The following is a 20,758-nucleotide window of genomic DNA, read 5'->3' on the forward strand; positions in this document are numbered from 1 at the left end:
CGTCATCCGGTTTCCCCGGCCGGTGGCGCCGGACCGTCGTACGCCCCTCAGGGATCGAGGTCGGCGGCGGAACGTTCGTCGAACTGGCGCATGGCCTTGGCGGTCACCGGGCCGAGGGCGCCGGGGAGTTGCCGGCCGTCGAGGGTGTGGACGGCCTGGACGTCGCGGAGGCTGGAGGTCAGGAAGACCTCATCGGCGCGATCGAGGACCTCGAAGGGCAGGTCGGTCTCCTGGGCGCCGGTCCATTCGACGACGAGGGCGCGGGTGATGCCCGGCAGGCAGCCGGAGGAGACGGGCGGGGTGTGCAGCTCGCCGTCGAGGACCACGAAGACGTTGGAGCCGGTGCCCTCACAGAGCGCGCCGGTGGTGTTGGCCATGAGGGCCTCGGAGGCGTCCTGCCGGCGGGCGGCGGCGAGGGCGACGACGTTCTCGCCGTAGGAGGTGGACTTGAGGCCGGCGAGGGCGCCGCGTTCGTTGCGGGTCCAGGGGACGGTGACGGCGGCGGTGGCGTCGGGGCGCCGGGTCGTGGCGGTCAGGGCCACGACGAGGGTGGGGGCGGCGGTGCCGCGGTCGGAGCCGAGCGGGGAGAGCCCTCCGGTGTAGGTGATCCGCAGCCGGCCGAGCGGCAGGGGGTTGGCCCCGGTGACGGCGGCGCAGGCGTGGCGGACCTCGTCGAGGTCGGGCTCGGGCAGGCCCAGGCCCGCGGCGCTGCGGCTGAGCCGGGCCAGGTGGCGGGTGAGGGCGAAGGGCCGGCCGTCGGTGGTCCGGAGCGTCTCGAAGACGCCGTCGCCGACGGTCAGGCCGTGGTCGAAGACCGAGACGTGGGCGTCGTCCGCGTCGCGCAGCGCGCCGTCGAGCCAGATTCTCACCGCTGTGTCCTTCCCACGGGCCGGGGTGCCTCCGACGCTATCGCGAGGAGCCGGGAGGCCTTGAGTTCCGTCTCGGCCCACTCCCGCTCGGGGTCGGAGCCCCAGGTGATGCCGGCTCCGGTGCCGAAGCGCAGGAGCGGGCCGCCGACGGCGGCGCGGTCGATCCAGAAGGTGCGGATGCCGACGGCCAGCTCGCCGGTGCCCCTGTCGGCGTCGACCCAGCCGATGCCGCCGCAGTAGGGGCCGCGGGGGGCGGTCTCCAGGGCGTCGATGATGCCGAGGGCGCTCTCCTTGGGGGCGCCGGTGACCGAGCCGGGCGGGAAGGTCGCGTCGAGGAGGTCGGACCAGCCGGCGCCGTCGGCGATCCGGCCGCGGACGGTGGAGACGAGGTGGACCAGGCCGGGATGGCTCTCGACCGCGCAGAGCGCGGGGACGGTCACGGAGCCGGTGGCGCAGACGCGTCCGAGGTCGTTGCGGACCAGGTCCACGATCATCACGTTCTCGGCGTGGTCCTTCTCCAGCAGGTCCTCGGCGGTGCGGCCGGTGCCCTTGATCGGGCCGGACTCCACGGTGCGGCCGGTGCGGCGGAGGTAGAGCTCGGGGGAGGCGGTGGCCACCTCGACGCCGTGCGCGGGCAGGCGGACCGTGCCCGCGTAGGGGGCGGGGTTGCCCCGGGCGAGCAGGGCGGTCAGCGCGTCGACGTCGGCGGCGTCCGGGTCGGGCAGGGGCGCGCTCAGGACGCGGCAGAGGTTGGCCTGGTAGACCTCGCCGGCGGCTATGTGCTCGCGGATACGGCGGACGCCCGCGACGTAGGCGTCGCGGTCCAGGGAACTGGTCCAGTCGTCCGGGGCGGGGCCGCGCCACCGGCCGGGGACCGGGACGGGGGCGGGGGCTGCCCGGACGTCACCGAAGCGCGCGCAGGTCAGGCCGCCCTCGAAGGAGGCCACGACGGCCCACCACCCGGTGGATTCCAGGGCTGCCGGGTCGCTGGTGACATCGCGCAGGTCAGTGGCGATCAGCCCGCCGAAGCGGGCCATCGGGGAGGACATCGGGGGGAGGCTCTGCACGTCATCGAGTCTATGGCGCGGGGTCCTCGACGGGCCCTGCCGAGGGATCACGGCAGCACGCTGGGCAAACGGAATTTGAGCTGGCGCCGGAATCCGCTAAAGTTCAACACGTCGCCGGGACGCGGAAGCGAAACGGCGGAGCAACTCCCGGGGTGAAGCCCGGGGGAGGCTGCTGCGGACATAGCTCAGTTGGTAGAGCACCACCTTGCCAAGGTGGATGTCGCGAGTTCGAGTCTCGTTGTCCGCTCGAGTTGGGGGATCTTCCCGACCCCCGCACTCCTGGTGGAGTGGCCGAGAGGCGAGGCAACGGCCTGCAAAGCCGTCTACACGGGTTCAAATCCCGTCTCCACCTCCAAGGACGATTAGCTCAGCGGGAGAGCGCTTCCCTGACACGGAAGAGGTCACTGGTTCAATCCCAGTATCGTCCACCAGGATCCTCACGGATCTTGCCCGCGCGATTAGCTCAGCGGGAGAGCGCTTCCCTGACACGGAAGAGGTCACTGGTTCAATCCCAGTATCGCGCACGCAGCACACCCCGGACGATTAGCTCAGCGGGAGAGCGCTTCCCTGACACGGAAGAGGTCACTGGTTCAATCCCAGTATCGTCCACCAGGATCCCCATGGATCTTGCCCGCGCGATTAGCTCAGCGGGAGAGCGCTTCCCTGACACGGAAGAGGTCACTGGTTCAATCCCAGTATCGCGCACACTCACGGCCGGTGGCCGGGGCCCAGCGGCCCCGGCCACCGGCCGTTTCGTCGTGTCGCGGTCCTCGATCGCCCCGCACGACCCCGGACAACGCGATGCGCCGGGCACCTCCCCAGGTGCCCGGCGCATCGTGCCGTCCGCCGCACCCCCGTCCCCACGGGGCTGTGGCCTTCGTGTCCCGGCCCGGGCCGCTCTCCCGGACCGGGGGCGCGTCAGCGCCCCAGCATTCCGGCCACGGACGACGCTTGAGTGACGACGGCGTCCCAGCCGCCGAAGACGACCGCCAGGAGGGCCGCCAGCGGCAGCACCATCGCCGCCGCGACGAGCGGGTGGCGGGGGGTGGACGACCGCGAGAAGGACGCGGCCGGGCCGAAGGCGTCCGGGGACCGCCTGGCCGCCGCCCGGCCGCCGGGACGTCCCACAGGGTGCGCCATCGGTCTCTCCCGTCCATCCTCGTCGCGGTCCCGCCACCGGGCCCGTGCCCGCTGGTGTCGGCAGCGGCGGGCACCTGACCTCGGGGGACGAGTATGCGTACCCGCCGCTTGCCTTCCACACTAGGCGCGGGCCACCCGCCCGGCGTCATGCCCTCGTACCGCTTGGCGGTTCTCCCGGAGGATGAGGCCGGGCCCCGGGGGCTACTCCCCTGGGTGGAGACCCTTCCCCAGGGCCCCCGGGTCGTCCCGGAGGGGACGCTCGCTCGCGTCCTCCCTCGGCACCGGGTGCTCCACCAGCGCGAGGACCCGGGTGGCCATGAACCGAGCCGTCCGGACGACGGAACCGCTCCGCGTGACTTCGCTCACTTCCACCACGCCCCGGCGGACGGCCGTCTCCACCCTCCGGCCGGCCCGGTCCGCCACCACTTCATACGTTCGAGTCGTGTCACCGGCATCCACGACGATCTCCACCCGGTCACCCTTCATGGCGTCAATCCCCCTTTCACGGCGGCCCCTTGGGCCGCCGGTCCGGGGCCGGGGGCGGACCGGATCCGCCCCGTGCCCATAGGTCGAGCATCCCACCCGGCACCGACACTCCACTCGCCGACGCATGCGCGGCCTCGCAGCGCGACCGTCCGTCAATCCGTAAGCTGTGCCACGTCAGAGGCCGGGCGGCCGACGGGACCGGACGACCGGTCAAGGGGCCGGGCGGCCCGCGGGCAACGACGTGGGGCAGCCCCACCGGAGGTAGGGGACGAAGATGACGATGATGCGGCTCCGGCGCGAGGACCCGCGTGTCGTCGGCTCGTTCCGGCTGCACCGCAGGCTGGGCGCGGGCGGCATGGGCGTGGTCTACCTGGGCTCCGACCGGCGCGGCCAGCGCGTGGCGCTGAAGGTCATCCGCCCGGACCTCGCCGAGGACCAGGAGTTCCGCTCCCGCTTCGCGCGCGAGGTCTCCGCGGCCCGGCGCATCCGCGGCGGGTGTACGGCGCGGCTGGTGGCCGCCGACCTGGAGGCGGACCGGCCGTGGTTCGCCACGCAGTACGTGCCGGGCCCCTCGCTGCACGACAAGGTGAACGAGGAGGGGCCGCTGTCGGCCGCTCAGACCGCGTCCATCGGCGCGGCGTTGGCCGAGGGCCTGCTGGCGGTGCACGACGCGGGTGTCGTCCACCGCGACCTCAAGCCGTCGAACATCCTCCTCTCCCCCAAGGGCCCCCGCATCATCGACTTCGGGATCGCCTGGGCCACCGGGGCGAGCACCCTCACCCATGTGGGAACGGCCGTCGGCTCGCCCGGCTTCCTCGCCCCCGAGCAGGTGCGCGGCGCCGCCGTGACCCCGGCGACGGACGTCTTCGCGCTCGGCGCCACCCTGGCCTACGCCTCGACGGCGGACTCTCCGTTCGGCCAGGGCAGTTCGGAGGTCATGCTCTACCGGGTGGTGCACGAGGAGCCCCAGCTCATGGGCGTGCCGGACGCGCTGGCCCCGCTCATCCACGCCTGTCTGGCCAAGGACCCGGAGGAGCGGCCCAGCACGCTCCAGCTGTCGCTGCGGCTGAAGGAGATCGCGGCCCGCGAGGCACACGGGCTGTCCGAGGGCCGTCCGCCGTCCCCGCGCCGCGAGCCGGACCGGCCGTCGGCCCGGCGGGCGGCGGAGTACGAGCGGCAGCGCACCGAGCGCCGCCCGGGCAGCTCCCCCACCCCGCGGCCGCACGCCCCCCACGGGTCGCCGGCGGCGCCGGGCCCGACGGCCGTCGACCGCCGGGGGCTCCCGGGCGCACGGCGCGGCGCCCGGCCCCGTACGGGCGCCCGTACGGGCCCCGGCACCCGGCCGGGCGCCGCGGGGCGGCGGCAGGGCCCGGACCGGAAGCTGCTGCGGCAGCGGCTCATCGTCTTCGTCGTGGTGACGCTGCTGGTCGCGCTGGGGATCGCCGCCGCGCAGGGCTGCCAGGGGCCGACGCACAACGACGGCCTGGGCGGGCCGGCGAGGACGCCGGTGGGCTGGACGATGCCCGAGGGCGGATCGCCGGCCGACGAGGTCGACCGGGCCGACGGGGCCTAGGCCGTCGGGCGGCCCGTGGTGACGGCGTAGAAGGCCACGGCCGCCGCCGCGCCCACGTTGAGGGAGTCGATCCCGTGGGCCATCGGGATGCGGACCCAGGTGTCGGCCGCGCGCAGGGCGCGGTCCGACAGGCCGTCACCCTCCGCGCCCAGCATCAGCGCGGCCCGCTCCAGCCGGTGCGGGGCCGCCTCGTCCATGGCGACGGCCTTCTCGTGCGGGGTGAGGGCCAGCAGGCCGAAGCCCGCCTCCCGTACCGCCTCCAGGTCGTGGGGCCAGTTCTCCAGCCGGGCGTAGGGGACCGAGAACACCGCGCCCATCGACACCTTCACCGAGCGGCGGTAGAGGGGGTCGGCGCAGTCCGGGGAGAGCAGGACCGCGTCCATGCCGAGCGCCGCCGCGCTGCGGAAGATCGCGCCGATGTTGGTGTGATCGACGAGACCCTCCAGCACGGCGACGCGGCGGGCGTCGCGCAGCAGCTCGCCGGCCGGCGGCAGCGGCTTGCGCCGCATGGAGGCGAGGGCGCCGCGGTGGACGTGATAGCCCGTCACCCGCTCGGCGAGGTCCGGGGTGACGACGTAGACGGGCGCGGTGCTCTCCTCGATGACGTCCCCCATCACATCCGCCCACTTGGGCGTGAGCAGCATGGAGCGCATCGTGTAGCCGGCCTGCAGGGCGCGGCGGATCACCTTCTCGCCCTCCGCGATGAACAGGCCCTCCTCGGGTTCGCGGCGGCGGCGGAGCTCGACGTCCGTCAGCCCGGTGTAGTCGTGCAGGCGGGGGTCGTCGGGGGCGTCGATGGTGGTGAGGTCGGCCATGCTCTGTCTGCCTGCTGTCCTGGTGCGGTGGGGTGGAGGGGGACGGGGTGGTGGAGAGGGCGTGGGGTGTCAGGCGCGGGGGGCCGGTGCCGCCGTCACGACCTCGCCGATCACGATGACGGCCGGCGGGCGTATGCCCTCGGCGACGGTCCGCTCCCCCACGGTCTCCAGGGTGGCGTCCACGCGGCGCTGGGCGGCGGTGGTCCCCTCCTGCACCACGGCGACGGGGGTTCCGGCGGGCCGGCCGTGGCGGATCAGCGTCGCGGCGATCGCGGCGATGTTCTCCACCGACATCAGCAGGACCAGGGTGCCGCGCAGCCGGGCGAGCGCCTCCCAGTCGACGAGCGAACGGGGGTCGTCGGGGGCCACATGGCCGCTGACGACCGTGAACTCGTGGGCCACACCCCGGTGGGTGACGGGGATTCCGGCGGCGGCCGGGACGCTGATCGAGCTGGAGATGCCGGGCACGACGGTGCACGGGATGCCGTGCTCGGCCAGGGCCTGGACCTCCTCCATGCCGCGGCCGAAGACGAACGGGTCGCCGCCCTTGAGCCGGACGACCGCCTTGCCGGCCTTGGCGTGCTCGATCAGGGCGTTGTTGATGGCCTCCTGGGCCATGAAGCGGCCGTAGGGGATCTTGGCCGCGTCGATCACCTCGACGTGCGGGGGCAGCTCGTCGAGGAGGTCGCGCGGGCCCAGCCGGTCGGCGACGACCACGTCGGCCTCGGCGAGCAGCCGCCGGCCGCGCACGGTGATCAGGTCGGGGTCGCCGGGGCCGCCGCCGACGAGGGCGACGCCCTTGACCCGGGCGCGGTGGTGGGGGGCGGCGAGCGAGCCGTCGCGGAGGCCCTCGATCACCGCGTCGCGCACGGCGGCGGAGCGGCGCGGGTCCTGCCCGGTGAGCACGGCGACGGTCACGCCCGCGGCGCGGCCGGTGGCCGGGGTCCAGGCGGAGGCGGCGTCGGCGTCGTCGCTGCGGACCGCCCACACCCGGCGGGCCTCGGCCTCGGCGGAGGCCGCCTCGTTGGCGGCCGGGTCGTCGGTGGAGATGAGGGCGTACCAGGCGCCGTCCAGGTCGCCGTCGCGGTAGCCGCGGCGCTCCCAGCGCAGTTCGCCGGCCTCGACCATGGCCTCGACGGACGCGGTCGCCGACGGGGAGACCAGCAGGACGTCGGCCCCCGCGGCTATCAGCGCCGGCAACCGCCGCTGGGCGACCTGACCGCCGCCGAGGACGACCACACGGCGACCGGCAAGGCGCAGTCCGACGGGGTAAGCGGCTTGTTCGGTCCGGGCCATGGCAGGTCTCCTCGTACGAAAGCGCTGGTGGGGACACCTTACGGGGTGTCCGGTCGTGCGTGGGGAGGCGTTCCGCGGGGCGGAACGCCTCCCCCGACCGGGGCCGACCGGGCCGTCAGCCCTTCTCGCTGACACCCGCCGTGTCGAACGTCGCCACCTCGTGCATGGCACGCGCCGCGCTCTGTACGACGGGGAGCGCCAGCAGCGCCCCCGTGCCCTCGCCGAGCCGCAGGTCGAGGTCCACCAGCGGGCGCAGGCCCAGCTTGGTCAGGGCCGCGACATGGCCCGGCTCGGCGCTGCGGTGGCCCGCGATGCAGGCGGCCAGCGCCTCCGGGGCGATGGCGCGCGCGACGAGGGCCGCGGCACCCGCGCTGACGCCGTCCAGGATCACCGGCGTACGCAGCGAGGCGCCGCCGAGGATCAGGCCGACGAGCGCCGCGTGCTCCAGGCCGCCGATCGCGGCGAGGACGCCGATCGGGTCCTTGGGGTCCGGCTGGTGCAGTTCGAGCGCCCGGCGGACGACGTCGATCTTCCGGGCGTGCATCTCGTCGTTGATGCCCGTGCCCCGGCCGGTGATCTCGGCCGGGTCCGCGCCGGTGTAGACCGAGATGAGGGCGGCCGACACCGTGGTGTTGGCGATGCCCATCTCGCCCGTGAGCAGGGCCTTGTTGCCCGCCGTGATCAGGTCGCGGGCGGTCTCGATGCCGACCTCGACGGCCTGGAGGGCCTCCTCGCGGGTCATCGCGGGGCCGATGGTGAAGTCGCTCGTCCCGGGCCGGATCTTGCGCGGCAGCAGGCCGGGCGTCGTGGGCAGCTCGGAGGCCACGCCGACGTCGACGACGCAGACCTCGGCGCCGACCTGGTTGGCGAAGGCGTTGCACACCGCGCCGCCGCCCAGGAAGTTGGCGACCATCTGCGACGTGACCTCCTGGGGCCACGCCGTGACGCCCTGGTGGTGCACGCCGTGGTCACCGGCGAAGATCGCGACGGCGGCGGGCTCCGGGATCGGCGGGGGGCACTTGCGCGACAGACCGCACAGCTGCGCGGAGATGATCTCCAGCATGCCGAGCGCGCCGGACGGCTTGGTCATCCGCTTCTGACGCTCCCACGCCTCGCCGAGCGCCTTGGCGTCCAGCGGGCGGATGCCGCGCAGCGTCTCGGCGAGGAGGTCGTGCGGCTCCTCGCCGGGCAGCGCCCGGCGGCCGTACTCCTCCTCGTGGACGACCCACGACAGCGGGCGCCGCTTGGACCAGCCGGCCTGCATCAGCTCGGGCTCGTCCGGGAACTCGTCGACGTAGCCCACGCACAGGTAGGCGACGACCTCGAGGTGCTCGGGCAGGCCGAGGGCGCGGACCATCTCGCGCTCGTCGAAGAAGCTGACCCAGCCCACGCCGAGGCCCTCGGCGCGCGCGGCGAGCCAGAAGTTCTCCACGGCGAGCGCGGAGGAATACGGCGCCATCTGGGGCTGGGTGTGCCGGCCCAGGGTGTGGCGGCCGCCCCGGGTGGGGTCGGCGGTGACCACGATGTTGACGGGGGTCTCGAGGATGGCCTCGATCTTCAGTTCCTTGAACTGCTTCGCCCGGGCCTTGGGCAGGGACTCGGCGTACGCCTCGCGCTGGCGGGTGGCCAGCTCGTGCATCGACCGGCGGGTCTCCTCCGAGCGGATGACCACGAAGTCCCACGGCTGGGAGTGGCCCACGCTGGGCGCGGTGTGCGCGGCCTCCAGGACGCGCAGCAGCACCTCGTGCGGGATCGGGTCGCCGCGGAAGCCGTTGCGGATGTCGCGGCGCTCGCGCATCACGCGGTGCACGGCGGCGCGCTCGGCGTCGTCGTAACCGACGGCCGGGGGGCCGGCGGGCTCGGGCTCCGGCTCGGGGGCCGTCTCCGGCTCCGGCGCGGGGGCCTCGGCGGGCTCGGCGACCTCCGTCTCCTGGGCGGGGGCGGGCGCCGCCGGTCCGGCCACGGGCTCGGCGGCCACGACCTGGGGAGCCACGGCCTCGGGGGCGGGCGTCTCGGGCGTCACGGCCTCGGGGGTCGCGGCCACAGGCGCCACGGCCTCGGGGTTCACGGCCTCGGGGGCGGGCGCCTCGGGAGCCGCCGTCTCGGACACGACGGCCTCGGGGGCGGGCGTCACGGCCTCGGCGGGGGCCGGTTCCTGAACGGGGGTCGTCTCCTGCGCGGCGGCGGGCACCGGTTCCGGCTCGGCGACGACGGGCTCGACGACGACCGGCTCCGGGGCGGGGGCCACCGGGGCCTCCGGGGCGGCGGCGACCGGCTCCGGCGCGGGGGCGGGCGCGGCCTGCGGGGCCTCGGCGGGCGCCGGCTCGGCGGCCGGGGCCACCGGAACGGCCTCGGGCACGGGCTCCACGACGGGCTCCACGACGACCTCCGCCACGGCCTCGGCTACGGGCTCGGCGGCAGGCTCCACGACCGGCTCCGCCACAGGCTCGGCGGCCACCGGCTCCGCGACGGGCGCCTCCTGGACCTGCTCCGGGGCGGCCTGCTCGGCGACCGCCGGCTCCGGGGCCGGCACGGCCTCCGCCGCCGACGTCTCGTCAGCGGTGGGCTCCTGCGGAGCCGGTACGGGCTCGGGAGCCGGCTCGGCCACGACGGCCACGGCCTCCACGACGGGCTCGGCGGCCACGGGCACGGGCGCGGGCTCGGCCACCGGTGCCTGGACGGGGACCGCGACCGGCTCGGCGACGGCCGCCGCCGGGACGGCTTCGGCCACCAGGACGGCCTCCGGGACCACCTCGGCCACCGGGACGGCCTCCGGGACCACGGCCACGGCGACGGGCTCCGGCGCGACCTCGGCCTCGACCGGAACGACGGGCTCGACCGGCTCGACCGGCGCCGACAGGGCGTCAACCGGGGTCTCGGGGGCGGGCGCGGGGGCGGCGACCGTCTCGGCCACGACCGTCTCGGCGACGGGCGCCTCCACGACGGCCACCGGCGGCTCGACGGCGACAGGAACCTCCGCGACGGCCTCCGCCACGGGCTCGGCCACCGGCTCCTGCACGGGCTCCACCACCGGCTCCACCACGGGTGCGGCCTCCGCGACCGGCTGTGCCGGCGCCGCGGTGATGTCCTGGGTGGCCCGGGCGATGACCGCCAGGGCGGCGTCCGCGCTCGGCACGGGCGGCACCGGGGCGGGGGCGGGCGCCGGGGCGGCGACCGCGGCCGGCGCGACCGGTTCGGAGCCCAGGTCGAGGCCGTCCGCCGGCCCGGCGGGGGCCGCGGTCTGCGGTGACACCACGTCAGCCCGCGGCTCGACAGGAGAGGGCTCGGCCACCGTCCCGGGCGCGGCGGCCGCGGGGGCGGGCTGTGCCGGCGCGTCACCCGTGGTCTGTGCCGGGACGAACGGCGCCGCCGGGGTCCCCGGGAGGGTGTCCTGGGGGGTGCCGTCCAGGTATTCGACGCCGCCGACGGGCGGGGCCGGGGGGTGGACCGGGGAGCCGACGGGCTGCTGCTGGGGGGCGGGGCCGCGGTCGGCGAGGGAGCGGACGACACCGCTGTTGGGCTCCGGCACGGGCGGGCCCATGTGCAGCGGGCGGCGCGGCGGCGGGGCGGCGGCGGGGCCGGGCGCCGGGGGCGGGGTGTGCACGCCGTTGTAGTCGAGGGAGCCGGTGTCCCGGCCGCCCGTCTCGTGGGTGCCGCCCGGCGCTGCCGGCTGCTCCATCCAGGCGCCCTGGGCGCCCGGCATCAGGAGCAGGTCGTCCTCGTCCGCGGGGTCCTGGTCGAGGAAGGCGTACGTCGAATGGGTGGGGGTTCCGGGTTCGGCAGGGGCCGCGGCGTCCGCGTGGTGCGGGTGTCCGGGCAGTGCGCCTGCGTTCTCCGGCTGTCCCTCGTCCGGGAACCGGCCGGTGTCGGTCATGCGTACCCCTCGCCCATCGGTAGTGCTCCTTCCAACCACGCCCCCGGAACAAGAACGAGCGCGTGTGCCTCGCGGCAACGTTGTATGCCGTCCGGTGTCACCTTGCCCTGTACGCGCCAATCGAGGGGGGCGTTCGGAGCATTGGCGACTGTGGTGTCGGACACCGACCGGCTGCACAACGATCCGCCAGCCTACCCCGGGCCCCGCACCCGGGGCTCAGGGGTGCGTGCGACGCCCGCTCAGGAGGAAGGCTACGGCGCGCTCGCGCTCGGTCCACCGGGCTGTGTCCAACTCCACTGCCTGGAGCAGCGTGCACTCGACCGTGTAGCCGCCCTCGGCGAGGGCGCGGCCGACGGCCTCGGCCTCGTCGCGGGTGGCGGCGTGGGTGACGATCCGCTCGGGGCGGCGGTCGGCGCAGGCGGCGACGACGACGGCGCCCCCGCCGCCGACGCGGACCACGTCGGGTTCGGGGAGGTCCTCCAGGGCCAGCGGGGCGGTGCCGTGCACGACCTGCAGTTGTACGCCGTAGTGGCGGGCCGCGGCGGCGGTGCGGCGGCAGGCGGCGGCGTCGCTGTCGACGGCGATGACGGCGGCGCCGAAGCGGGCCGCCTCGACGGCGGCCGCGCCGCCGCCGCAGCCGATGTCCCAGACCAGGTCGCCCACCCGGGGGCCGAGCCGGGCGAGTTGGGCGGCGCGCAGTTCGGTGGACTCGCCCTCGCCCGGGGTGCCGGTGTAGGCGTCGGCGGGCAGGGCCCAGCCGCGGACGGCGGACGGGTAGCCGGCGTCGCGGCCGGCGATCCAGCCGCCGCCGTGGACCGGGGCGCCGAAGCCGCCGATGACGATGACGACGTTGGGGTCGCGCCAGACGTGGTCGACGGCCCGGTCGGAGGTGAGGACGGTGACCTCCTCGCGTTCGGTGCCCAGTTCCTCGCAGATGACGAAGGTGCGGTGGACGGGTCCGAGGAGGAGGGCGAGTTCGGCGGGGCCGGCGCCGGGGGAGGTGAGGACGGCGACCTTGGGGTGGGCCCGGCAGACGTTGACGGCGCGGCGCAGGTCGCGGCTGTGGGCGACGACGACCTGGGCGTCGTCCCAGGGCATGCCGGCGCGGGCGAAGGCGGCGGCGACGGAGGAGACGGCGGGCACGACCTCGACCTCGAGGCCGTGCTCGGGGGCGCGCAGGGTGCGGACGACGCCGAAGAAGCCGGGGTCGCCGTCGGCGAGGACGACGGCGGAGCCGCGGTGCTGGGCGATGCGGCGGGCGGCGAGGTCGACGCTGCCCAGGCGGACCCGCTCGGCGTTGGCGGGGACCTCGGGCAGGGCCAGGTGGTGGGCGGCGCCGGCCACCAGGGAGGCGGCGCCGAGGGCGGAGCGGGCCGCGTCCGTCAGCGGTGAGCCGTCCCATCCGATCACCGTGACCCGGTCGGCCATGGTCGTCAGTCTCCTGGGATCGATCGTGGGTCGGGCCCGCGCGGGTGCGGGCAGGGTGAGCGTACCCCGGTGGGGTGGGCCGGGGCCGTCGGCGGGCGGGGCCCGGTCAGCGCCAGTCGGGGAAGACGGTGGCGTAGTCGTGGCCGCCGGCGGGGGCCTCGCGGAACTCGTCGAGGTCCTCGGGCAGCAGGCTCCAGATGATGAGGTCGGTGCGCAGCTCGGTCCAGCCGGCGTCCTCGGTGCGGCTGCGCGCTATCCAGGCGCTGCGCAGGACGCCCTCGCTGACGCAGCCGATCTTCTGGGCGACCTGCTGGGCCGCGGAGTTGTCGGCGGCGGTGCGCAGTTCGAGGCGTTCGAATTTCTGGTCGCGGAAGAGCCATTCGGCGGCGGCGAGCACCGATTCGCAGGCGTAGCCCTCGCCGCGGGCCCAGGGGGCGGTGATGTAGCAGACCTCGGTGGACAGGGTGCGCCAGTCGGTGTTGCGGAGGTGGAGGGTGCCGACGAGGCGCTGGGTGAGGAATTCGGCGACCGCAAAGACGATTCCGCGCCCGGAGATGCGTTCCGAGGGGGCGCCGCGCAGTGCCCAGTCGCGGGCGTCGGCGGTGGAGTAGGGGTGGGGGACGCCGGTCCAGGCGGTGATGAGCTCGTCGTTCATCATCTCGGCCAGGGGGGCGATGTCCCCCGCCTCGAACGGGCGCAGCACCAGCCGGTCCGTACTGATGGAGATGTCCGGAAAGGTGGATGTCATGTGCTGCTCCAACGCCGGTGCGACAGGGCTCGGGGGTGGTACCGGTCTGGCTCGGGTGCACCAGCATGCAGCATCGGCAGGTGGATACGCCAAGTGTCAGGCCCCGCGCACGAGCGGTTCGTGTGCGCGGGGCCTGCGACCGTACGGAGGGCCGAGGTTACAAGGTGTCAGCTCTTCGGGGCGCCGAAGGCCGGGATGACGGCGCCGTTGCTGAACTTCTCCTCGATGAACTTCTTGACCTCGTCGGAGTTGAGGAGCTTGGCGAGCTTGGCGATGCGGGGGTCGCCCTCGTTGCCCTTCTTGACGGCGAGGAAGTTGGCGTAGGGGTTGCCGTCCGCCTTCTCCAGGGCCAGGGAGTCCTTGGCGGGGTTGAGCTTGGCGCCGATGGCGAAGTTGCCGTTGATGACGGCGGCGTCCACGTCGGCCAGGCGGGAGGGGATCTGGGCGGCCTCGAGCTCGGTGAACTCGACGCCCTTCTTGTCCTCGATGTCGGAGAGCTTGGCCTCGGCACCGACGCCGGCCTTGAGCTTGATGACGCCGTTGTCGGCGAGCAGCTTCAGGGCGCGGCCCTCGTTGGTGGCGTCGTTGGGGACGGCGATGGTGGAGCCGGAGCCCAGGTCCCCGACCTTCTTGTCCTTCTTGGAGTAGAGGCCGAGGGGCTCGATCTCGACGTTGACGACGGGCACGATGTCCGTCTTGTTCTTCTTGTTGAAGTCGTCGAGGTACGGCTTGTGCTGGAAGAAGTTCGCGTCCACGTCGCCGTTCTGGGTGGCGGTGTTCGGCAGGACGTAGTCGTTGAACTCCTTGACCTCGAGGTTGAGGCCGGCGTCCTTGGCGAGCTTGTCGCGGACGAAGTTCAGGATGTCGGCGTGCGGGGTGGGGCTGGCGGCGACGACGAGCTTGGCGGCCGGGTCGGCGTCCTTGCCCTTCTTGCCCGAGCCGGAGGAGGTGTCGGACGGGGCGCTGCAGGCGCTGAGGCCGAGGGTGAGCGCGGCGGCGGCCGCGAGGGCGGCGGAGAGCTTGACGGTGGTACGCACGAAGAGTGCCTTTCTTGTTCTCACGAGGTGTTGCCGCCCGGCAAAGGGTCCGGGCTTCGTGGGGTCTTACGGGGGGTACGGCCGGGTGGGGCCGTCGTCCTAGGCCGCCTCGGTGGGCTCCGGGGCGGTCTCGGGGGCGGTACGGGGCTTGGGGACGGTGGCGGACTTCAGCCGGCGCAGTCCGACGGCGGGGGCCTGGCGTCCGCCGCGGCGGGCGAGGCGCCGGACGGTGAGGTCACCGGCGAGCTGGGCGATCGTCACGATGGCGATGAGCAGCAGGATGGTGACGTTCATCAGGCCGGTCTCGTGGCGCATGTAGCCGTAGGTGATGGCGAGGTTGCCCAGGCCGCCGCCGCCGACCGCGCCCGCCATGGCGGAGTAGCCCAGGAGGGCGATCACGGTGGTGGTGAGGCCGGCGATGAGGGAGGGCAGGGCCTGCGGGAGGAGCACCTTGAAGATCACGGTGAAGGTGCCGCCGCCCATCGACTGGACCGCCTCGACCAGGCCGTGGTCGACCTCGCGGATGGCGGTCTCCACCAGCCGGGCGAAGAACGGCACGGCGCCGATGACCAGGGCCACCACGGCGGCGCTGGGGCCGATGGAGGTGCCGACGACCATGCGGCTGAAGGGGATCAGCCAGACGAGGAGGATGATGAAGGGCAGCGAGCGGCCGAGGTTGACGATCGCGCCCACGACCTTGTTCACCACGACGTTCTGCAGCAGGGCGCCCCGGTCGGTGAGGACCAGGAGGAGGCCCAGCGGGATGCCGCCGATGACGGCCCAGACGGTGGACCACCACACCATGAAGAGGGTGTCGAGACAGGCGTCGCGCAGCAGGGGCTGCATCTCGGTCCAGGTCACTGGGCACCTTCCTTCAGGAGCTCGTCGGCAGGCGCCGGGATCTTGACGTCGGCGACGTCGACCTGGAGCCCCTGCTCGCGCAGGAAGCCGATGGGGACGACGTTCTCCTCGAACCGGCCGGGCAGCTCGATGCGCATGCGGCCGACCTGCTTGCCGGCGACGGTGTCCATCGCGGCGCCCAGGATCGAGATGTCGATGTTGTATGTGCGGGACAGCTGCGAGATCACCGGCTGGGTGGCGGCCTCGCCGTGGAAGGTGACGTCCACGACGGTGCGGTCGGGGCCGGAGGGCTCGCCGCCGACGGGGAAGAGCTCGGCTGCGAGCTCGGAGCCGGGGGTGGCGAGGAGTTCGGAGACGGTTCCGGACTCGACGACGCGCCCGCCCTTCATCAGGGCCGCGGAGTCGCAGATGGTCTTGACGACCTCCATCTCATGGGTGATGAGGAGGACCGTCAGGCCGAGCTGCTGGTTGAGGTCGCGCAGCAGCTGGAGGATGGAGCGGGTGGTCTCCGGGTCGAGCGCGGAGGTCGACTCGTCGGAGAGCAGCACCTTGGGGTCGCCGGCCAGGGCGCGGGCGATGCCGACGCGCTGCTTCTGGCCACCGGAGAGCTGGGTGGGGTAGGCCTTGGCCTTGTCGGCGAGTCCGACGAGGTCGAGGAGTTCCAGCGCCTTGCGCTCGCGCTCCTTGCCGGAGACGCCGAGGATCTCCAGCGGGAGCTCGATGTTGCTCTGCACGGTGCGCGAGGAGAGCAGGTTGAAGTGCTGGAAGACCATGCCGATGCGGCTGCGCGCCCGGCGGAGCTCGGCGCTCGCGCGGCTGCCGCGGCCGGCCAGCGCGGTGAGGTCCTGGCCGTCCACGGTGACCGTGCCGGAGCTGGGGCGCTCCAGGAGGTTGACGCAGCGGATGAGGGTCGACTTGCCGGCGCCGCTCTGTCCGACGACGCCGTACACCTCGCCCTCCCGGACGTGGAGATCGACGCCGTCGAGGGCGGTGACCTCGCGGCCGCGTGAGCGGTAGACCTTTGTCAGGCCCGTAGTGGTGATCACAGGGGATTCCGTCACTGTCGAGTGCGCGGCGATGGGGATGCCGGCACGGGCGATTCATTGCGGAACGCGGCATCGGTGTTCCCCCGGCGGGCGCTCGGGGCGCGGGTGCGACGGGGATCCTGGTGACGCGGGGCGGGGAGCTTACGCGGTCCGGCGATCGAGGCCGGCGGCGGGCTCTGCGGGGTCTCGCTTCGGGGCGCGAGGAACAGAACGGGGGCCCTCAGCGGTCACACATTCGACACATGCGACGAGCAGCACCGGGCGTCGTCATCGCCTCGGTCGCAAGGATGCGGGTGCTCGTCGTGGTCATGCGGGCCAGTAAAACAGAAGTGCGTGCGAACAAGCCAAGCCTGTCCGAATAGCGGACGGGCTGGATCACTCCGTGGACGGCGCGGGGTCGCGCACGGCGCCTCCGGCGCGGGCGATTAGAGTCGTCCCATGCCTGTCACGCCCCATCCGCACACCCGCGCCGTCCGGGGGCGGCGGTGATCGACGCGCTGACGCTCGCGGCCGGTCTGGCCGCCCTCGTCCTGGCCGCATGGTGCGGCCTCGCCTTCGCCCGGGACCAGTCCACCAAGGACTGGCACTTCATCGGCATGGCCGTGGTCTCCCTGCTCGCCCTGGTCCAGCTCGTCGTCGGCGTGGTGCGCCTGTCGGGCGGCGAGCGGCCCGGGCAGGGCACGGCCATCTTCGTCGCCTATCTGCTGGGCGCGGCGGCCGCGGTGCCCGCGGCGGGCTTCATGTCGCTGACCGAGCGCACCCGCTGGGGTTCGGCGACCGTCGCGGCGGGCGGTGTGATCCTCGCCGTGCTCGAGGTACGGCTCTACGACATCTGGGGAGGCTGACGTGACCGAATCCACCGAGACCCGCTCCTCCGGGACGGCCCGCGGCGCCGGCTTCGACCTGGGCCAGGGCCCGGGGCGGCTGCTGGTCTGGCTCTACGGCGTCTTCACGGTCGCGGCGGCGTCCCGCGCGGTCGTCCAGATGATCATCGACTTCGGCAGGGCGCCGCTCGCGTACGTGCTGTCGGCCGCCGCGGCCGTGGTGTACGCCTTCATCACGTACTCGCTGGTGCGCGGCGGCGCGTCGGCCCGCCGGGCGGCGCTGGTGTGCTGCGCCGCCGAGCTGGCGGGCGTGCTGGCCGTGGGGACGTGGACGATGCTGGAGCCGTCCGCCTTCCGGGACGCCACGGTGTGGTCGGACTACGGCATGGGCTACCTCTTCATCCCCGTCATCCTGCCGGTGACCGCGATGATCTGGCTGCGCCGGGCGCCGGGCGCCCGGGACGCGGCCTAGGGCCTGTCCGGGGGTCAGGCGCTGGTGGCGTAGGCGGGCGCGTCCGCGGGGCGCGCCTCCTTCTCCAGGGTGACCAGGGTGAGCGCGCGCGTGACCTCCCGAACGCCGGTGCGCTCGTAGCCCCACTTGCGGTACAGCCGGAGGTTGCCCTCGCTGCGCTGGCCGGTGGCCAGCCGGAACCGCTTGGCGGCCCACTCCCCCGCCAGCCGCTCCTCCAGCGCGGCCAGCAGCCGCCCGCCGAGGCCGTGCCGCTGGAGCCGGGGGTGGACGATGAGGCCGGTGATCACGGCCGTCCCCTCGGTGTCGACCGTGCCGCGCACCGATCCGACGACCTCCTCGCCGAGCCGGGCCACGAGCACGCAGCCGCGGCCCAGCTCGGCGCGCAGGTCGTCGAGGGTCTGGGTGAGGGGCTCGATCGAGTAGTCGCCGTAGAGCGCCGCCTCGCTCTGATAGCAGAGGTACTGGAGCTTGAGGATCTGTTCGGCATCGGTCCCGGCCGCGGCCGAGATGGTCACGCTCATACCCATGTGCGCATGCCTCCCCTGGTGGGTCGCCTACCGCTCCTTTCCCCCGGGTCAAGGAGCGGCAATCTCTGCCAAGAGCATTCTGCGCAGGCATCCCAGGCAACGGGAACGAACCGGTCCCAGAGAACCTTGTGACATTCCCAACCTCCCTGCGATTTCCCGGTAGGTCGGGTCCCCGGCCGAGAGCAGGGCGCCCAGCAGGCGGGGGCAGCGGCCGGGCAGCCTGCGGACGGCGGCCCGCAGTTCACGGCCCGCCTCGGCGTCCAGGACCGCCTGTTCGACCCCGGGCACGGTGCCGGGCGGCGCCTGCGCGGCCTCCTCGTAGGGCACCTCGCGGCGGGCCCAGCGCCGCGCGGCACGGGCCTCGGCCCGTACGGTCGCGCGTAACCGGCCGGCCGGCACGGTGGTGCGGCCCTCGGCGAGCAGCCGCAGCCATACGCCCTGTTCGAGGTCGGCGGCGTCCACGCCGCCCGCCGCTGCCGCCTCGGCGGCGCACTCCGCCCGCAGCAGCGGGCCCAGCCGGGTCAGGAGTTCACTCTGCGTCACGCGGTGCGGGACGAGCGGCCGGCCGCCGGCGGTTTCCGCGGCGGCCGACGATCACCCGTCCGGGGGTGGTCAGGACGTCATCCCTTGACGAAGTCCGCGCGGGCGAGGGCTCCGGTGTCGGGGTTGTCGGTGAAGATGCCGTCGATGCCCGTCGCGAAGTACGTCCGGAACGCGCCGAAGGCGTCGCCGTAGGCGTTCGGGTCGGTGCCCCGGCGGAAGTCGGCCGGCAGGAAGCTGTTCTCGTTCCGCATGGTGTACGGGTGGAGGATCAGCCCGGCGGCGTGGGCGTCGCGCACCAGCGTGGTCGGCTTGGTGAGCCGGTCGTTCTTGTCGCGCGGGATGATCAGGTTCACCCAGGGGCCGATGCCCTGGGCGAAGCCGGAGACCCACTTCAGGCCCTTGGGCGTGATGAGGTCGGCGACCGTGCGCGGGTCCTTGGCCTCGGTGAAGTCCCAGGGGCGGGTGTTCAGGTCGTCCAGCAGCAGGACCTTGGGGCAGTCGACGCCGAGCCGGCTCAGCCGCTGGAGGCTGCTGGGCTCGAAGGACTGCAGGATGGTGTACGCGTCGCGGCCGGAGCGCCCGTAGCGGCGCAGCAGCTTGGCCAGACGCTCCTCCAGGCCCAGGCCGGCCTTGCGGAAGTAGGTGGGGTGCTTGGTCTCGATGTGGAGCCATATCCGGCGCCCGCGCTTGCGGCCCTCGTCCTCGGCCCACTTGAGGACCTCCTCGAAGGTGGGCACCTGCCAGCGGCCGTCGTAGAGGGTGTTGTGCTGACGGACCGCCGGGATGCGCTCCTTGGCCCGCAGCGTCCGCAGCTCGGCGAGGGTGAAGTCCTCGGTGAACCAGCCGGTGTGGGCCTCGCCGTCGACGGTCTTCGTCGTCTTGCGGGAGGCGAACTCCGGGCGGGAGGCGACGTCGGTGGTGCCGGTGATGTCGTTCTCGTGGCGGCAGACCAGGTGGCCGTCCTTGGTGGGGACGAGGTCCTGCTCGATGACGTCCGCGCCGTTGTCGAGGGCGAACTGGTAGGAGCCGAGGGTGTGCTCGGGCCGGGAGCCGCTGCAGCCGCGGTGCCCGATGATGGTGGGCACCGGCAGGTCCTTCAGGGATCCGCCGCGACCGCCGCGGTGCGCCGTGCTCCCGCCGGCCGCCACCGCCTGGGTCACCCCGCCGCCGAGGACGACCGCTCCCGCGCCGAGGGCGGCCGCCGCCCCCAGCACCGTGCGCCTGCCCGGCCGCTGCTCCTGCTGCATGAACTCTCCTCGTTCGGTGGTGTTGCACTGGCCGGGCGATCGTACGCACGTACGACTTCCCTGTTGAAGAACGGCGGGCGAACGGAGTGAAAAGTCACGTCAACACTCCGTCTCGACTCGGTCAACCCCGCGTGCGCGGAGGGGGTACCCGCGAGTATCGTCAGCGACCGCGCCCCGTGCGCGAGTCCGCACCACCACGACCGGAGGGTCCGTTGTCCCGCATTGTGCTCAAGGCGTTTCTCGGGTTGCTCATGCGCGTCCTGTACCGCCCCAAGGTGGAGGGGGCCGAGCACATCGCCGGCAGCGGGCCGGTGATCCTCGCCGGGAACCACACGACCTTCATCGACTCGCTGTTCCTGGCCCTGGTGGTCAAGCGCCAGGTGTTCTTCATCGGCAAGGACGAGTACGTCACGGGCAAGGGCCTCAAGGGCCGGCTGATGGCGTGGTTCTTCCGCTCCTCGGGCATGATCCCGGTCGACCGCGACGGCGGCAACGGCGGTGTGGCCGCGCTGATGACGGGCCGCCGGGTGCTGGAGGAGGGCAAGATCTTCGGCATCTACCCGGAGGGCACCCGCTCCCCCGACGGCCGGCTGTACCGCGGCCGCACCGGCATCGCCCGGCTGACCCTGATGACCGGTGCCCCGGTGGTGCCGTTCGCGATGATCGGCACCGACAAGGTCCAGCCCGGCGGCAAGGGCCTGCCGCGCATCGCGCCGGTGACGGTGCGCTTCGGCGAGCCGCTGGACTTCTCCCGCTACGACGGGATGGACCGCGACCGCTATGTCCTGCGCGCCGTCACCGACGAGGTGATGAGCGATGTGATGCGGCTGTCGGGTCAGGAGTACGTGGACATGTACGCCACCAAGGCGCGGGCCGCCAAGGCCGCCTGACCCCTACCGCATCCC

At 73.9% G+C, this 20,758-nt stretch carries 19 protein-coding genes and 6 tRNA genes; 10 read left to right on the forward strand and 15 right to left on the reverse strand.

Translation table 11 applies throughout. The features are described 5' to 3' along the window. Positions 1-47: 47 nt before the first annotated feature. On the reverse strand, positions 48-869 hold the full coding sequence (locus AC07BS_RS10080) for an aminotransferase class IV (RefSeq protein ID WP_478644634.1): 822 nt from the start codon (positions 867-869) through the stop codon (positions 48-50). Then, positions 866-1,906, reverse strand: a complete 1,041-nt coding sequence (locus AC07BS_RS10085) for a chorismate-binding protein (RefSeq protein WP_478645069.1) — start codon at positions 1,904-1,906, stop codon at positions 866-868. Before AC07BS_RS10085 ends, AC07BS_RS10080 begins: the two co-directional genes overlap by 4 nt. Positions 1,907-2,110: 204 nt before the next feature. Here AC07BS_RS10085 and AC07BS_RS10090 point away from each other — a divergent pair. The 6 genes from AC07BS_RS10090 to AC07BS_RS10115 all read left to right on the forward strand — a co-directional run bounded on the left by AC07BS_RS10090 (position 2,111) and on the right by AC07BS_RS10115 (position 2,641). After that, positions 2,111-2,183, forward strand: a tRNA-Gly gene (locus AC07BS_RS10090). 34 nt (positions 2,184-2,217) lie between these two features. After that, a tRNA-Cys gene (locus AC07BS_RS10095) sits at positions 2,218-2,291 on the forward strand. A gap of 1 nt (position 2,292) precedes the next feature. Beyond that, a tRNA-Val gene (locus AC07BS_RS10100) sits at positions 2,293-2,367 on the forward strand. A gap of 21 nt (positions 2,368-2,388) precedes the next feature. Then, positions 2,389-2,460: transfer RNA gene (locus AC07BS_RS10105), tRNA-Val, on the forward strand. A gap of 13 nt (positions 2,461-2,473) precedes the next feature. Further along, positions 2,474-2,548 (forward strand) — tRNA-Val (locus AC07BS_RS10110). 21 nt (positions 2,549-2,569) lie between these two features. Continuing rightward, a tRNA-Val gene (locus tag AC07BS_RS10115) sits at positions 2,570-2,641 on the forward strand. Positions 2,642-2,854: 213 nt separating this feature from the next. Here AC07BS_RS10115 and AC07BS_RS10120 read toward each other — a convergent pair. Beyond that, positions 2,855-3,076 (reverse strand): hypothetical protein, encoded by a 222-nt coding sequence (locus AC07BS_RS10120; RefSeq protein ID WP_478644636.1) that lies wholly within the window; start codon positions 3,074-3,076, stop codon positions 2,855-2,857. 201 nt (positions 3,077-3,277) lie between these two features. Continuing rightward, the gene (locus tag AC07BS_RS10125; RefSeq protein WP_478644638.1) at positions 3,278-3,562 is read right to left on the reverse strand and encodes a hypothetical protein; all 285 of its coding nucleotides are present in this window, start codon (positions 3,560-3,562) and stop codon (positions 3,278-3,280) included. Between the two features lie 274 nt (positions 3,563-3,836). Between AC07BS_RS10125 and AC07BS_RS10130 the strand changes: the two genes are divergently transcribed. Beyond that, positions 3,837-5,135, forward strand: a complete 1,299-nt coding sequence (locus tag AC07BS_RS10130; protein ID WP_478931337.1) for a serine/threonine-protein kinase — start codon at positions 3,837-3,839, stop codon at positions 5,133-5,135. Here the strand turns inward: AC07BS_RS10130 and AC07BS_RS10135 are convergent. The 8 genes from AC07BS_RS10135 to AC07BS_RS10170 all read right to left on the reverse strand — a co-directional run bounded on the left by AC07BS_RS10135 (position 5,132) and on the right by AC07BS_RS10170 (position 16,240). Continuing rightward, positions 5,132-5,950 (reverse strand): TrmH family RNA methyltransferase, encoded by an 819-nt coding sequence (locus AC07BS_RS10135; RefSeq protein ID WP_478644641.1) that lies wholly within the window; start codon positions 5,948-5,950, stop codon positions 5,132-5,134. The genes AC07BS_RS10130 and AC07BS_RS10135 overlap by 4 nt on opposite strands. Before the next feature lie 69 nt (positions 5,951-6,019). Further along, positions 6,020-7,246 (reverse strand): uroporphyrinogen-III C-methyltransferase, encoded by a 1,227-nt coding sequence (gene cobA / locus AC07BS_RS10140; protein WP_478644643.1) that lies wholly within the window; start codon positions 7,244-7,246, stop codon positions 6,020-6,022. 115 nt (positions 7,247-7,361) lie between these two features. Further along, positions 7,362-11,120: a nicotinate-nucleotide--dimethylbenzimidazole phosphoribosyltransferase gene (gene cobT, locus AC07BS_RS10145; protein ID WP_478931340.1), complete on the reverse strand. Its 3,759-nt coding sequence runs from the start codon at positions 11,118-11,120 to the stop codon at positions 7,362-7,364. Positions 11,121-11,336: 216 nt separating this feature from the next. Further along, entirely contained in the window at positions 11,337-12,548 is a 1,212-nt protein-coding gene (gene cbiE / locus AC07BS_RS10150) for a precorrin-6y C5,15-methyltransferase (decarboxylating) subunit CbiE (protein WP_478931342.1), read from the reverse strand. Positions 12,549-12,654: 106 nt separating this feature from the next. Next, positions 12,655-13,296, reverse strand: a complete 642-nt coding sequence (locus AC07BS_RS10155; protein ID WP_478644648.1) for a GNAT family N-acetyltransferase — start codon at positions 13,294-13,296, stop codon at positions 12,655-12,657. Positions 13,297-13,463: 167 nt separating this feature from the next. Then, on the reverse strand, positions 13,464-14,333 hold the full coding sequence (locus AC07BS_RS10160) for a MetQ/NlpA family ABC transporter substrate-binding protein (RefSeq protein ID WP_478644650.1): 870 nt from the start codon (positions 14,331-14,333) through the stop codon (positions 13,464-13,466). Between the two features lie 99 nt (positions 14,334-14,432). Further along, positions 14,433-15,194, reverse strand: coding sequence for a methionine ABC transporter permease (locus AC07BS_RS10165; RefSeq protein ID WP_478644652.1), 762 nt, complete (start codon positions 15,192-15,194; stop codon positions 14,433-14,435). After that, positions 15,191-16,240, reverse strand: a complete 1,050-nt coding sequence (locus AC07BS_RS10170) for a methionine ABC transporter ATP-binding protein (RefSeq protein WP_478931346.1) — start codon at positions 16,238-16,240, stop codon at positions 15,191-15,193. Before AC07BS_RS10170 ends, AC07BS_RS10165 begins: the two co-directional genes overlap by 4 nt. 485 nt (positions 16,241-16,725) lie before the next feature. Here AC07BS_RS10170 and AC07BS_RS10175 point away from each other — a divergent pair, with 485 nt between their 5' ends. Then, complete coding sequence (locus tag AC07BS_RS10175; protein WP_478644654.1) at positions 16,726-17,085, forward strand: hypothetical protein; 360 nt, start codon at positions 16,726-16,728, stop codon at positions 17,083-17,085. A gap of 1 nt (position 17,086) precedes the next feature. Next, positions 17,087-17,536 carry a hypothetical protein gene (locus AC07BS_RS10180; RefSeq protein ID WP_478644656.1) on the forward strand — a complete coding sequence of 150 codons (450 nt, stop codon included), beginning with the start codon at positions 17,087-17,089 and terminating at the stop codon, positions 17,534-17,536. A 14-nt stretch (positions 17,537-17,550) separates the two neighbouring features. On the opposite strand, the gene AC07BS_RS10185 is transcribed toward AC07BS_RS10180, so the two are convergent. The 3 genes from AC07BS_RS10185 to AC07BS_RS10195 all read right to left on the reverse strand — a co-directional run bounded on the left by AC07BS_RS10185 (position 17,551) and on the right by AC07BS_RS10195 (position 19,853). Beyond that, positions 17,551-18,063 (reverse strand): GNAT family N-acetyltransferase, encoded by a 513-nt coding sequence (locus AC07BS_RS10185; protein ID WP_478644658.1) that lies wholly within the window; start codon positions 18,061-18,063, stop codon positions 17,551-17,553. A 48-nt stretch (positions 18,064-18,111) separates the two neighbouring features. Next, on the reverse strand, positions 18,112-18,606 hold the full coding sequence (locus AC07BS_RS10190) for an RNA polymerase sigma factor (protein ID WP_478931349.1): 495 nt from the start codon (positions 18,604-18,606) through the stop codon (positions 18,112-18,114). A 77-nt stretch (positions 18,607-18,683) separates the two neighbouring features. Next, on the reverse strand, positions 18,684-19,853 hold the full coding sequence (locus tag AC07BS_RS10195; protein WP_478931351.1) for a glycerophosphodiester phosphodiesterase: 1,170 nt from the start codon (positions 19,851-19,853) through the stop codon (positions 18,684-18,686). Between the two features lie 212 nt (positions 19,854-20,065). Here AC07BS_RS10195 and AC07BS_RS10200 point away from each other — a divergent pair, with 212 nt between their 5' ends. Beyond that, positions 20,066-20,743, forward strand: a complete 678-nt coding sequence (locus tag AC07BS_RS10200; RefSeq protein WP_478644662.1) for a lysophospholipid acyltransferase family protein — start codon at positions 20,066-20,068, stop codon at positions 20,741-20,743. Positions 20,744-20,758 lie beyond the last annotated feature (15 nt).

This window comes from Streptomyces sp. NPDC044063, assembly GCF_056434285.1.

Bases quoted from the DNA above. Each gene is read 5' to 3' on its own strand.
- AC07BS_RS10195 (WP_478931351.1), bottom strand. From the start codon at position 19,853: ATGCAGCAGGAGCAGCGGCCGGGCAGGCGCACGGTGCTGGGGGCGGCG.
- cbiE (WP_478931342.1), bottom strand. From the start codon at position 12,548: ATGGCCGACCGGGTCACGGTGATCGGATGGGACGGCTCACCGCTGACG.
- AC07BS_RS10185 (WP_478644658.1), bottom strand. From the start codon at position 18,063: ATGGGTATGAGCGTGACCATCTCGGCCGCGGCCGGGACCGATGCCGAA.
- AC07BS_RS10130 (WP_478931337.1), top strand. From the start codon at position 3,837: ATGACGATGATGCGGCTCCGGCGCGAGGACCCGCGTGTCGTCGGCTCG.
- cobT (WP_478931340.1), bottom strand. From the start codon at position 11,120: ATGACCGACACCGGCCGGTTCCCGGACGAGGGACAGCCGGAGAACGCA.
- cobA (WP_478644643.1), bottom strand. From the start codon at position 7,246: ATGGCCCGGACCGAACAAGCCGCTTACCCCGTCGGACTGCGCCTTGCC.
- AC07BS_RS10125 (WP_478644638.1), bottom strand. From the start codon at position 3,562: ATGAAGGGTGACCGGGTGGAGATCGTCGTGGATGCCGGTGACACGACT.
- AC07BS_RS10135 (WP_478644641.1), bottom strand. From the start codon at position 5,950: ATGGCCGACCTCACCACCATCGACGCCCCCGACGACCCCCGCCTGCAC.
- AC07BS_RS10120 (WP_478644636.1), bottom strand. From the start codon at position 3,076: ATGGCGCACCCTGTGGGACGTCCCGGCGGCCGGGCGGCGGCCAGGCGG.
- AC07BS_RS10085 (WP_478645069.1), bottom strand. From the start codon at position 1,906: ATGGCCCGCTTCGGCGGGCTGATCGCCACTGACCTGCGCGATGTCACC.
- AC07BS_RS10155 (WP_478644648.1), bottom strand. From the start codon at position 13,296: ATGACATCCACCTTTCCGGACATCTCCATCAGTACGGACCGGCTGGTG.